The following is a 12,596-nucleotide window of genomic DNA, read 5'->3' as shown; positions in this document are numbered from 1 at the left end:
TATCCGCCGGAGCTGTCAGGCCCGGTTCACCAGCAGACTCATGGCCTCGGCGCGGGTGGCGGCGCGGCGCATCTGCCCGCGCACGGCGGAGGTGATGGTCCGGGAGCCGGGCTTGCGCACGCCGCGCATGGACATGCACAGGTGCTCGGCCTCGACGACGACGATCACCCCGCGGGGCTCGAGCCGCTCGACGAGGGCGTCGGCGACCTGGGAGGTGAGCCGTTCCTGGACCTGCGGGCGCCGGGCGTAGCCCTCGACGAGGCGCGCGAGCTTGCTCAGCCCCGTCACGCGGCCGTTCTCGGCGGGGATGTAGCCGACGTGGGCGACGCCGTGGAAGGGCAGCAGGTGGTGCTCGCACATCGAGTACAGCGGGATGTCGCGCACGAGGACCATCTCCTCGTGGCCGATGTCGAAGACCGCGTCGAGGTGGTCGGCCGGGTCCTCGGCGAGGCCGGCGAAGATCTCGGCGAACGAGCGGGCCAGCCGGTCGGGGGTGCCGACCAGCCCGTCCCGGTCCGGGTCCTCCCCGACGGCGACGAGCAGGTCGCGCACGGCCCGGCGGACGCCGTCGGCGTCGTAGGGGCGCGGGGTGTGCTCGTAGCGCAGCGGCGCGGAGTCCGAGGCCATCCCGTCGGCCTCGGGCGGCGAGCCGGCGATCTCGGCCTCGGGCAGGGAGCCGGCGATCTCGGCCTCGGTGCGTCCCGGCTCGACACCGACCGGGCCCTCACCCGCCACGGTCACAGCCCCTCGGCGGGCCCGCCGACCGTGCCGCCGTCGGGAACCTGGCCGACGCCCGGGCCGCCCTCGCCGAGGCGGGTCTCCCCCGCCGCCGCGATCTGGTCCTCGGGGAGCATGTGCTCGCCACGGGCGCGCTCGGCGGCGGTGAGCACCGGGGGCCGGTCGCTGACGTAACGGTCCTCGGAGGAGAGCCAGACCGGCCGCGCCGGGCGCTTCGTCACCGGCGCGAACACCCGGGCGAGCTCGGCCTCGTTGAGGGTCTCGCGCTCGAGCAGCTCCAGGACGAGGTGGTCGAGGACGTCGCGGTAGGTGTTGAGGATCTCCCACGCCTCGTCGTGCGCGGCCTCGATGAGTCGGCGCACCTCCTCGTCGACGATGCGGGCGACGTCCTCGGAGTAGTCGCGCTGGTGGCCGATGTCGCGGCCGAGGAACGGCTCGCCCTGGGTCTGCCCGAGCTTGATGGCGCCGACGCGCGCGCTCATCCCGTACTCGACGACCATCTTGCGGGCGATCGCGGTCGCCTTCTCGATGTCGTTGGAGGCGCCGGTGGTCGGGTCGTGGAAGACGATCTCCTCGGCCACCCGCCCGCCCATGGCGTAGGCGAGCTGGTCGAGCAGCTCGTTGCGCGACGTCGAGTACTTGTCCTCGCTGGGCATGACCATCGTGTAGCCGAGGGCCCGGCCGCGCGGCAGGATGGTCACCTTCGTCACGGGGTCGGTGTAGCGCAGCGCCGCGGCGGCGAGGGCGTGCCCGCCCTCGTGGTACGCGGTGACCTTGAGCTCCTTCTCGTTCATCACCCGGGTGCGCTTCTGCGGGCCGGCGATGACGCGGTCGATGGCCTCGTCGAGCGCCCGGTCGTCGATGAGCTGGGCGTTGGAGCGGGCGGTGAGCAGCGCCGCCTCGTTCAGGACGTTCGCCAGGTCGGCGCCGGTGAACCCGGGGGTGCGCTTGGCCACCATGTCGAGGTCGACCCCGGGCGCCATCGGCTTGCCCTGGGCGTGCACCTTGAGGATCGCGGACCGGCCGTGCAGGTCCGGCGCCTCGACGGCGACCTGCCGGTCGAAGCGGCCGGGGCGCAGCAGCGCCGGGTCGAGGACGTCCGGACGGTTCGTCGCCGCGATGAGGATGACGTTGGTGTGGACGTCGAAGCCGTCCATCTCCACGAGGAGCTGGTTGAGGGTCTGCTCGCGCTCGTCGTGGCCGCCGCCCATGCCGGTGCCGCGGTGGCGGCCGACGGCGTCGATCTCGTCGACGAAGATGATGGCCGGCGCGTTGGACTTGGCCTGCTCGAACAGGTCGCGCACGCGGGAGGCGCCCACGCCGACGAACATCTCGACGAACTCAGAGCCCGAGATGGAGAAGAAGGGGACGCCGGCCTCGCCGGCGACGGCGCGCGCGATCAGGGTCTTGCCTGTGCCGGGCGGGCCGTAGAGCAGGACGCCCTTGGGGATCTTCGCCCCGACGGCCTGGAACTTCTCCGGCTCGGCGAGGAACTCCTTGATCTCCTGCAGCTCCTCGACGGCCTCGTCCTCGCCGGCGACGTCGGCGAAGGTGACCTGCGGGTTCTCCTTGCTGACCATCCGGGCCTTGGACTTGCCGAACTTCATCATGCCGCCGGCGCCGCCCTGGGCCCGGGAGAGCAGCCACCAGAAGACGATGAAGATGATGATCATCGGCAGCATAAAGGTCAGCAGCGACGTCCAGATTGACGTCGTCGGGACCACCGAGTTGTACCCCTTCTCGGGGTCCGCGTCCTCGACGGCCTGGACGATCTGCTCGCCCTGGGGCATGACGTAGAAGAACTCCACGGTCGTGCCCTTGTCCACGGTGCCGCCCTCGCCGTCGTCGGCCTCGAAGGGCTCGGACAGAGTCAGGCGCACCCGCTGGGTGCCCTCGGTGATCTCCACCTGCTCGACGGTGTCGCCCCTGAGGAGCTCGAGACCCTGGGAGGTGTCGATGCGCTGGGTGCCGGACTGCCCGAGGAGGGACCACCCCAGGGAGATGAGCACGAGCATGATCAGGATCCACACCAGTGGACCCCGCAGCAGATTCTTGGCGTTCATCGAGTGTGGGCTGGAGCCCGGTCCCTCCTGGTCGCGCGCGGTTTCCCCGACGGTATACGACAAACCTGACCGTCGGCTGAGAGCGGCCCCGATGTTCGCGCAGGGCGGTACGGCGGCTGACGCCGCGGTTCAGCCGTGGAGGTGCGGTGCTCAGCCGCCGTAGACGTGCGGGGCGAGGGTGCCGACGAACGGCAGGTGCCGGTAGCGCTCGGCGTAGTCCAGGCCGTAGCCGACGACGAACTCCGGCGCGATGTCGAAGCCGACGTAGCGCACGTCGACGGCGACCTTCGCGGCCTCCGGCTTGCGCAGGAGGGTGGCGATCTCCACCGAGGCCGGGCCCCGGGAGCGGAGGTTGGCCAGCAGCCAGGACAGCGTGAGCCCGGAGTCGATGATGTCCTCGACGATCAGGACGTCGCGCCCGTGCAGGTCGGTGTCGAGGTCCTTGAGGATGCGCACCACGCCCGAGGACTTCGTGCCCGAGCCGTAGGAGGAGACGGCCATCCAGTCCATCTCGATCGGCAGGTGGATCTTGCGCGACAGGTCCGCCATGACCATCACCGCGCCGCGCAGGACCCCGACCAGCAGGAGCTCGCGGCCCGCGTAGTCGGCATCGATCTCGGCGGCCATCTCGGTCAGCCGGGTGTCGATCTGCTCCTTGCTCAGCAGCACCTTCTCCAGGTCCTGCCCCATGTCCTGCACGTCCACTCGGCTCTCCTCGCTGCTCACGTCGCTGGCCGGCCGGCCGGGCCCGCCGGCGCCAGCGTTAGCCTGCCACACCGGCGGCGGGCGACGACGGGCCCGGGCAGCGGGACCGGGCCCTGGCCGTGGTACCGGGTGACGAGGGCGTCGAGGGCGTCCACGTGCACCGCCGCCAGGGCACCCGGGGTAGCCCCGGCCCGCAGGGCGGCCGTGTGCAGCGCCCGGGTCCGCAGCGCGGGATGGGCGTCGGCGAGCACGGCGACGTCGAGACCGAGGCCGGCTCCGTCGGCGTGGGCGAGGTCGCGCCCGCCGGCGCCGCCGACGGCGGGCGCGGCGGACGCAGCGGGCGCGGCGGGCACGGCGGGCGCGGCGGGTGCGGCGGCCGCAGCGATCGCGCGGGCGAGCAGCTCCTCCGCGAGGTCGTCGAGGAGGTCGGCGTCCCGGGCGAGCTGGCGCGCCGTGCGGCCGAGCGCCTCGACGACACCCGGGCCCAGCGCCTCCGTGAGGGCGGGCAGCACCCGCTCGCGCACCGCGGCGCGGCGCAGCGGCGTGCCGTCGGCGGCCCGCCACGGTCCGGCCACGGTGTTGGCCGGGTCCCGGACGAACTGCAGCCCGACGGCGCGGCAGACCTGCTCCGTCTGCGCGCGGCGCAGCCCGAGGAGCGGCCGCCGCCACAGTCCGCGGGCCGCCGGCATCCCGGCCAGCGACCGCGCGCCGGACCCGCGAGCGAGGGCGAGGAGCACCGTCTCGGCCTGGTCGTCGAGGGTGTGCCCGAGCAGGACGGCGGCCGCGCCCGTCTCCCGCGCGACCTCGGTCAGCGCGGCGTACCGCGCGGTGCGGGCCGCCGCCTCGGGGCCGCCCGCCCCGGCGCCGCGGGCCCCGCCGTCGACCTCGACCTCCCTGACGGTGACCGGCTCCAGGCCCAGCGCGCGGCACTGCCCGGCCGCCGTCCCGGCGACCTCGCCGGACCCCGGCTGGAGGCGGTGGTCGACGACGACGGCGCCCGCGAGCCAACCCTCGCGGGGGGCGACGAAGGCGGTGGCTGCGGCGAGGGCGAGGGAGTCGGCGCCGCCGGAGCAGGCGACGAGGACGCGGGCGCCGGGCGGCAGGTCGGCCAGCGCGGCGCGCACGGCGCGGCGGGCGGCGGCGAGGTCGGGGGGCGGGCCGGCCACCGGGTCAGCCGTGGACGCGGCGCACCCAGGTCACCGGGTCGGCGACCTCGGCGGCCGTGGGCAGCAGCTCGGGCGCGGTCCACACCGCGTTGAGCCCGTCGTGCCCGACCTTCTCGACGACCGCCCGGACGAACCGGGCGCCGTTGCGGTACTGGGCGACCTTGGCGTCCATCCCGAGCAGGCGGCGCAGCAGCACGTCCAGGGTGGAGGTGCCGTCCCGGCGCTTCTCGAAGGCGGCGCGGATGCGGCGGATCGAGGGCAGCCGGGCGGGGCCGACGGCGTCCATCACGACGTCCGCGTGCCCCTCCAGCAGGCTCATCACCGCGACGATCTCCGCCATCGCCGCCCGCTCGTCCTCGTCGAGGAAGGCGTCGACCAGCGGCCCGCCGAGGTCCGACGTCGGGCCGGGCGGGCCGCCCACGACGCCCGAGGCCAGGGCCTCGACGACGGCGCGGGCCGCGCGCACCAGGCGCTCCGGCCCGTCCGTGGTGGAGGAGACGCCGCCGACCAGCCCGCGCATCCGGCCGGAGAGATGGTCCACGAGCCACGGGGCGGCCGCGAACTGCACCGCGTGCGTCTGCTCGTGCAGGCAAACCCAGAGGCGGAAGTCCATCGCGTCGAGGTTGAGCTCGCGCTCGACCTTGAGCACGTTCGGGGCGACCAGCAGGAGACGGCCCGGTCCGCCGTCGGCGGGGGTGAAGGGGTCGAACTGGCCGAGGACCTTCGGGGAGAGCAGCGCCAGCATGACGCCCATCTCCTCCCCCGCCATGCGGGCGGAGCCGGGTAGCTTCGCCGCGGGCAGCAGCCCGTCGGTGAGGTGGGCGAACATCTCCACGTTCGCCTGCGCCCAGCGGGGGCGGTCCACCACGTACACGGGGGTGGTGGCGACCTGGGCGGCGGGCCGGTGCAGCCCGGTGATCTCGGCGACGTGCGCGGGGGCCTCGGCCGCCGCGGCGCGCAGCACCTGGATGAGGGCGCGCAGCTCGGCGCGCGTGCCGCTCGGGCCGGGCCGGGAGAGGTGCCCGGCGCGGCGCACGGCCACCTGCCAGTCGACTGCGCTGCTCATGGGGCCACGGTAATCGTTCAGCTGCAGCCGCACGCCGCGACCGCGGACGCCCAGGCGTCGACGGCGAGGCGGGCCTGGTGGGCGGTGCCGACCTCGAGGTCGGACGTGAGCAGCGAGAACAGCAGCGGCCGGCCGTCGCTCGTGACCACGGAGCCGGTCAGGGACACGGCACGCAGGAGCGTGCCGGTCTTCGCACGCACGTGCCCGGCGGCGTCGCCGGTCAGCCTGTCCGAGAGCGTGCCGTCCAGGCCGCCGACGGGCAGGGCCGCCACCAGCCCGTGCAGGGTGGTCGACGACGGCTCGGACGCCAGCCGCAGGACGTCGACCAGGACCGACGGCGGCACGCTGCTGCCCGTGCTCAGGCCGGAGGAGTCGGCCATCGTCACCCCGGTGACGTCCACGCCGAGGTCCGCGAGCTGTCGGCGCACCCCCGACGTGCCGCCGGGGAAGTCCGGCTCCTGCCCCCGCTCGAGCGCGACGAGGCGTGCGAGCGCCTCCGCCACGGAGTTGTCCGAGGCCTTGAGCATGTGGCGCACGACGGCGCTGACCGGCGCCGACTCCACCTCGGCGAGCGGCTCGGCGTCGGCGCCCGCGCCGGCCCGCGCGACCGACCCGGCGACCTGGACGCCGTGGTCCGCGAGCGCCGCGGCGAACGCCTTCCCCGCGTCCAGGGCAGGGTCCGCGGCGTAGGCGCGGCCGACCTGCCCGGCCTCGACGGCCAGCGCCTGGATCGGCATGACGAACCTGCGGTCGACGTCGTCCCAGTCGGCGTGGTGCACGGGCCCGGTGAAGAGCGTGTCGTCGACGGCGAGCTGGACGGTGGTGACGCCCTCCTCGGTCAGCGCCTCCGCCGTCGCCGCCGCGAGGTCTGCCAGGCCGGCGTGCCCGACGACGGCGGAGGGGTCGCCCTCGCCGGCCGCGAGGAGGACGTCCCCGCCGCCGACGAGCACGAGGCGGTCCGGCGCCGCGCGCACGACCGAGGTGGTCAGGGTCCGCCCGGGCCCGAGGGCGTCGAGCGTGGCGGCCGCGGTGAGGATCTTCAGCGAGGAGGCCGGCAGCCTCGGGGCGTCGCCGTCGTGGTCGACCAGGACCTCGCCGGTGATCCCGTCGGCGACGACGAGACCGAAGGAGCCGGTCCGGCGGTCGTCCGCCTCGAGTGCGGCCGTGAGCTCCTCGAGGCCGGCGGCGGTGGGCGCCGGGGCCGACTCGTCGGGTCCAGGGGGCACCGGCGCGGTCAGCTCGCCACCGGGTACCTCGACGTCGGGGAACGGCTGCGCCTCGGCGGGGACCGGATCCGTGGTCAGGACGCCGGGGACGAGGTCGGCGGCGTCGGCGGTGCCGTAGGCGCCCAGGGCGACGGCGAGCGCGGCCACCGTCACCGTCGTGCGGCGCGCTCGTCCCACTTCTCCCCCGTCGTCACCGGTGGTCCCTGTGCGCGACCACACCTTCCGGTACGCCACACTAGTGGCCAGGAGCGCCGGCAGGCCCGTGCCGGTCGCGCGGAGGAAGCCCCGCCGGGCACGCCGGGCGGGCGGAAGGGAAGCCGTGGAGTTCGACGTCACGATCGAGATCCCCAAGGGGAACCGCAACAAGTACGAGGTGGACCACGAGACGGGTCGGATCCGGCTGGACCGGATGCTGTTCACCTCCACGCGCTACCCGGACGACTACGGCTTCATCGAGGAGACCCTGGGCGAGGACGGGGACCCCCTGGACGCGCTCGTGCTGCTCGAGGAGCCGACGTTCCCCGGCTGCCTGATCCGCTGCCGCGCGCTGGGCATGTTCCGCATGCGCGACGAGGCCGGCGGTGACGACAAGGTGCTGTGCGTGCCGGTCGGCGACCAGCGCGCCTCGTGGCGCACGGAGATCGACGACGTCTCGGAGTTCCACCGCCTGGAGATCCAGCACTTCTTCGAGGTCTACAAGGACCTCGAGCCTGGCAAGTCCGTCGAGGGCGCCCACTGGACCGGCCGCGAGGAGGCCGAGGAGGAGATCCGCCGCTCCTACCAGCGCGCCAAGGACGCCGGCTACTACGCCAACCACGGCGGCGGCGCACACCGGCCCGACGCGGCGATCTCGGAGGGCGGCAACCGCGGCCAGGCGGACCCCACGGGTCCCGGGGACGCCGGCACCCGAGTCTGACCGTCGCGGGCTCCACGGAGCCGCGCAGGCAGACGCCCCGCCGTCGTGGACGGCGGGGCGTTCTGCTGCCCGTGGTCAGCCTGTGTCTCGGGTCTAGCCGGGCATCGGCCCGGTCAGATCCGACCGCCGTACGGCATGATGTTGACGTGCCACATCGGCACCTCCTCCACCGTCTTGCCCGGGGCCGGGGCGTGCAGCCGCATCCCGTTTCCGGTGTAGATGGCGACGTGGTAGATCCCCGAGCGCTGACCGTTGTTGCTCCAGAACACCAGGTCGCCGGGGCGCAGCTCGCTCAGCGGCACCCGTGCCGTGGCGTCCCACTGTGCGCGTGTGTTGCGCGGGAGGGAGACGCCGGCCTGCTGGAAGGCCCGCATCGTCAGGCCGGAGCAGTCGTAGCCGTCCGGGCCGGCGGCACCCCAGACGTAGGGGGTGCCGAGCTGGCTGCGCGCCCACGAGATCGCGGTCTGCGCGGCCGAGGCGTTCGGGGCCGGAGCGGGCGCCGGGGCCGGCGCGGGCTTCGGCGTCGGCTTGGGAGCCGGGGCGGGGGCCGGCGCCGGAGCGGGGGCCGGCGCGGGAGCGGGGGCCGGGGCGGGAGCGGGCGCCGGGGCGGGAGCGGGCGCAGGGTTCGCCGGGGCGGAGGGGCGCGGCGTCGCCGGGGCGGAGGGCGCCGGGTCCGCGGCAGGGACAGAGGTGGGGGCCGGCGCGGGGGCGGGATCTGCCGTCGCGGGGCCCGAGGGGCCGGCGGCCGACGACGGGGCAGCAGCCTCGGGAGCCGCCGCGGCCACGACCGCGATCGCCTCGTTCCGGGCGACGTTCTCCTCGCGCCGCTCGCGCTCCGCCTCGAGCGAGGCCTGCCGCTCACGCTCCAGCTCGACGGTGGTGCTGCGCTGGGCGGCCAGCTGGGTGATGAGCTGCTCGCGACGCTCGTTCGACAGGGTCATCTGGGTCTGCGCGGCCGCGAAGCTCGACTCGGCCTCCTCGGCCGCGGCGGCGAGCGCCTCGGTCGCCGCCTGCTGCGCGGCGGCCGACTCGTCGGCCCGGCGCTGGAGGGTGGAGTGAACCTGCTCGAGGGCGTCGAAGCGCTGGACCTGGCTGTCGGCGCGGTTGCCGAGCCGGTCGAGGGTGACGGTGCGCGCCATGGCGTCGGTGAAGCTCGTCGCCGAGAGGTACGGCGCGATCCCGGAGAGGTTCGCCGCGCCGTCGCGGTACAGCGCGGCCCCGATCTGCCCGAGCTCGCGGCGCCCGGCCTCGAGCTCCTCGGCGGCGGCGGCCACCTCCTCCTGCGCCTTCTCGGCCGCCGCGATCGCGGTGTCCAGCTCGATCTGCGACTCGAGGTAGTCCTCGTTGGCCAGCGCGGCCCGCACCTGCGCCTCGTCAGCCTGGGCGGCCACGCGGGCGAGCTCGATCTCGAGCGCGGCGATCTCGCCCGAGGTGGACCGTTCGGCGGACCGCGACGCCTCGACGTCGTCCTCGCTCGGCGCGGCGCTCGCGCCCGTCGCGAGCAGGGTGCTGCCGAGCATGAGCGCGGCGAGCGAGGACATCGCTCGTCCTGGGCGCCTGGGGGTGGTCGCCACCGGTTCCTCCGAGATCGCTGCTGCAGACTCCGACGCACCACGAAGCCGTTCGGCGTGTCGGGTTGACGCCCAGGGGGAGGCGCCGCTGGAGACGCTATCGGACGTTCACCGATTTGTGAACACCAGCCTCTTTATTCACTCCAGTAACAGCAGCATCAGGCGACAGCTGGTAGTCGCGGCCACGGACGAGAAAGTGACCTACGTCCCACGATGCAAGACACCTCTCGTGGCTCGTGGACACCGCCCCTAGAGTCGGCCGCATGTTCCTTCGCCGAATGTGCCGCTGACGCGCACGTTCGGCATGCCCTTCGGCCGGTAGCTCGATCCGGCCGCACCGCCCCACGGGGCGGGCGAGGGGCGCCATCCCCGGACGTGCACGTCACTGCCAGCCCCCCGCGGGCTGACGGGACAGGCGGCACCGCCGCGGCTCGTCGGCCCGCTCCGAACCCCCGACCTGGAGCACAAGCCATGAGCAACGAGACCTCCCCCGAGTCCGCCTGGTCCTTCGAGACCCTGCAGATCCACGCCGGCCAGACGCCCGACGCGGCCACCGGCGCCCGGGCTCTGCCGATCTACCAGACGACGTCGTTCGTCTTCGAGGACGCCGCCCAGGCCGCCGGCCGGTTCTCCCTCGCGGAGGCGGGCCCGATCTACACCCGCATCACCAACCCGACGCAGGAGACCGTCGAGAACCGCATCGCCGCGCTCGAGGGCGGCGTCGGCGGTCTGCTCGTCGCCTCCGGCCAGGCCGCCACGACGCTGGCGATCCTCAACATCGCGGAGGTCGGCGACAACATCGTCGCCAGCCCGAACCTCTACGGCGGCACCGTCAACCTGCTCGTGCACACGCTGAGCAAGTACGGCGTCACCACGACGTTCGTCGAGGACCCGGACGACCCGGAGTCCTGGCGCGCGGCCGCGGACGAGCGGACCAAGCTGTTCTTCGGCGAGACCATCGCCAACCCGAAGAGCGCGATCCTCGACATCGAGGCCGTCGCCGCGGTCGCCCACGAGATCGGCGTGCCGCTGGCGGTGGACAACACCATCGCCACGCCGTACCTGATCCGCCCGCTCCAGCACGGCGCGGACATCGTCATCCACTCCGCCACGAAGTACCTCGGCGGTCACGGGACGTCCATCGCCGGCGTGATCGTCGACGGCGGAACCTTCGACTGGTCCGCGCAGCCGGAGCGGTTCCCGAACTACAACACCCCGGACGCGAGCTACAACGGCCTGGTCTACAAGGACCTCGGGGCGCCGGCATTCATCCTCAAGGCTCGCGTGCAGCTGCTGCGCGACCTCGGCCCGGCCATCTCCCCGTTCAACGCCTTCCTGATCGGCCAGGGCATCGAGACGTTGTCGCTGCGGGTCGAGCGGCACGTCGAGAACGCGAAGAAGGTGGCCGAGTTCCTCGAGGCCAGCGAGCAGGTGACGCGGGTGGCCTATGCGGGCCTGCCGTCCTCGCCGTGGTACGAGCGCGGGCAGAAGTACGCCCCGAGGGGGACCGGCGCCGTCCTCGCCTTCGAGCTCGCGGGCGGCTACGCCGCGGGCCAGGCCTTCGTCGACGCGCTGAAGCTGCACTCGCACGTCGCCAACATCGGCGACGTGCGCTCCCTGGTGATCCACCCGGCCTCGACCACGCACTCCCAGCTCAGCCCGGCGGAGCTCGAGGGCGCCGGCGTCAACCCGGGCCTGGTCCGCCTCGCGGTCGGCACCGAGAACATCGAGGACATCCTCGCGGACCTGCGCACCGGCCTGGAGGCCGCCGCGTCCTTCACCGCCGCCCCGGTCGGCGCCGAGGCGGGCGCGTGACCACCGGAGACTGTCCGACCGGCGCGGGTGCGCCGTCGTCGGGGGCCCTCCCCGCCGACGTCGCACCCGCCCGGGCGGGCGCCGCCCGGCCCACCGCGACGCGTCACGACCGGCGGGACCGCCGCGTCATCGACCCGGCGACCCTGCCGGCCACCGGGGCCTGGCGCGAGGGCGAGGACCCGCGCGGGCGGCTGTTCGCCGACATCGGTGCCCTTCCGCTCGAGGCGGGCGGACGCCTGCCGCACGTGAAGCTGGCCTACGAGACCTGGGGCGAGCTGAACGAGGCCGGCGACAACGCCGTCCTGGTGCTGCACGCCCTCACCGGGGACTCGCACGTCACCGCGCACGGCCCCGGCGACCCCGCCCCCGGCTGGTGGCACCAGGTGGTCGGCCCCGGCCGGGCGATCGACACCGACCGCTACTTCGTCGTCGCCCCGAACGTCCTGGGCGGCTGCCAGGGGTCCACCGGGCCGTCCTCCTCCGCCCCGGACGGGACGCCGTGGGGCTCGCGCTTCCCCGTGCTGACCGTGCGCGACCAGGTGGCGGCCGAGCTCGAGCTGGCCGACCTTCTCGGGATCGAGCGGTGGGCGCTCGTCGTCGGAGCCTCGATGGGCGGCCACCGGGTGCTGGAGTGGGCCGTGACCGCCCCCGAGCGGGTCGGTGCCGTCGCCGTCGTCGCCTCCTGCGCGCAGAGCAGCGCGGAGCAGATCGCGTGGGCGCACACCCAGGTGGCGGCGATCGAGCTCGACCCGGGCTGGCGCGGCGGCGACTACTACGACGCCGCCCCGGGCCACGGCCCGCACACCGGCCTGGGGCTCGCCCGCCAGATCGCGCACACCACCTACCGCACCCCGCTCGAGCTGGACCAGCGGTTCGGGCGTCTGCCGCAGGGCGGGGAGGAGCCGCTCTCCGGCGGGCGGTTCGCGGTCCAGTCCTACCTCGACCACCACGCGGGCAAGCTCGCGGAGCGCTTCGACGCGAACAGCTACCTCACGCTGACGCGGACGATGATGACCCACGACGTCGGTCGCGACCGCGGCGGGGTCGAGGCGGCCCTCGCACAGGTCACCGCCGAGACGCTGGTGGTCGCGGTCGACTCCGACCGGCTGTTCTTCCCCGCCGAGTCGGAGCGCATCGCCGCCGCGGTCCCGACGGCCGGTCCGGTGGCGCACGTGCGGTCGCCGTTCGGGCACGACGGGTTCCTCATCGAGCACGACCAGGTGGCTGCGCTCCTGGGCCGGTTCCTCCGGGCGGTCGCCCCGGTGGCCCGCCCGACCCGCTGACGGCGCGAGGTCTGCGTCCACGACCGCCGACGTGCCGCCGGTCACGA

General features: G+C 74.5%; 9 protein-coding genes and 1 pseudogene. 3 read left to right on the top strand and 7 right to left on the bottom strand.

From position 1 onward, the window contains the following. Window positions 1-15: 15 nt before the first annotated feature. The 6 genes from folE to dacB form a co-directional block, all read right to left on the bottom strand. Window positions 16-627, bottom strand: coding sequence for a GTP cyclohydrolase I FolE (folE, locus tag KZX45_RS04245; RefSeq protein WP_248256747.1), 612 nt, complete (start codon window positions 625-627; stop codon window positions 16-18). Window positions 628-737: 110 nt separating this feature from the next. Continuing rightward, on the bottom strand, window positions 738-2,801 hold the full coding sequence (gene ftsH / locus KZX45_RS04240; RefSeq protein WP_248256477.1) for an ATP-dependent zinc metalloprotease FtsH: 2,064 nt from the start codon (window positions 2,799-2,801) through the stop codon (window positions 738-740). Window positions 2,802-2,951: 150 nt separating this feature from the next. Beyond that, on the bottom strand, window positions 2,952-3,506 hold the full coding sequence (hpt, locus tag KZX45_RS04235) for a hypoxanthine phosphoribosyltransferase (protein ID WP_248256476.1): 555 nt from the start codon (window positions 3,504-3,506) through the stop codon (window positions 2,952-2,954). 17 nt (window positions 3,507-3,523) lie between these two features. Then, complete coding sequence (gene tilS, locus KZX45_RS04230; RefSeq protein ID WP_248256475.1) at window positions 3,524-4,672, bottom strand: tRNA lysidine(34) synthetase TilS; 1,149 nt, start codon at window positions 4,670-4,672, stop codon at window positions 3,524-3,526. A 4-nt stretch (window positions 4,673-4,676) separates the two neighbouring features. After that, entirely contained in the window at window positions 4,677-5,738 is a 1,062-nt protein-coding gene (locus tag KZX45_RS04225; RefSeq protein WP_248256474.1) for a zinc-dependent metalloprotease, read from the bottom strand. A gap of 17 nt (window positions 5,739-5,755) precedes the next feature. Next, on the bottom strand, window positions 5,756-7,141 hold the full coding sequence (dacB, locus tag KZX45_RS04220; RefSeq protein WP_248256473.1) for a D-alanyl-D-alanine carboxypeptidase/D-alanyl-D-alanine-endopeptidase: 1,386 nt from the start codon (window positions 7,139-7,141) through the stop codon (window positions 5,756-5,758). 142 nt (window positions 7,142-7,283) lie between these two features. On the opposite strand from dacB, the pseudogene KZX45_RS04215 reads away from it, so the two are divergent. Next, window positions 7,284-7,760, top strand: a pseudogene (locus KZX45_RS04215) (inorganic diphosphatase); the annotation flags it as partial. Window positions 7,761-7,993: 233 nt separating this feature from the next. On the opposite strand, the gene KZX45_RS04210 reads toward KZX45_RS04215, so the two are convergent. After that, entirely contained in the window at window positions 7,994-9,421 is a 1,428-nt protein-coding gene (locus tag KZX45_RS04210; RefSeq protein WP_248256471.1) for an NlpC/P60 family protein, read from the bottom strand. Window positions 9,422-9,922: 501 nt separating this feature from the next. On the opposite strand from KZX45_RS04210, the gene KZX45_RS04205 reads away from it, so the two are divergent. Next, window positions 9,923-11,266: a bifunctional o-acetylhomoserine/o-acetylserine sulfhydrylase gene (locus KZX45_RS04205; protein WP_248256470.1), complete on the top strand. Its 1,344-nt coding sequence runs from the start codon at window positions 9,923-9,925 to the stop codon at window positions 11,264-11,266. Between the two features lie 128 nt (window positions 11,267-11,394). Further along, window positions 11,395-12,549 carry a homoserine O-acetyltransferase gene (locus tag KZX45_RS04200; RefSeq protein WP_248256746.1) on the top strand — a complete coding sequence of 385 codons (1,155 nt, stop codon included), beginning with the start codon at window positions 11,395-11,397 and terminating at the stop codon, window positions 12,547-12,549. Window positions 12,550-12,596 lie beyond the last annotated feature (47 nt).

The sequence above is a fragment of the Georgenia sp. EYE_87 genome, assembly GCF_023148685.1.
In the GTDB taxonomy this organism is placed as follows: Bacteria; Actinomycetota; Actinomycetes; order Actinomycetales; family Actinomycetaceae; genus Georgenia.
The sequence above is the reverse complement of the archived record's forward strand: the minus strand, read 5'-3'. Positions and strand labels throughout refer to the sequence as shown.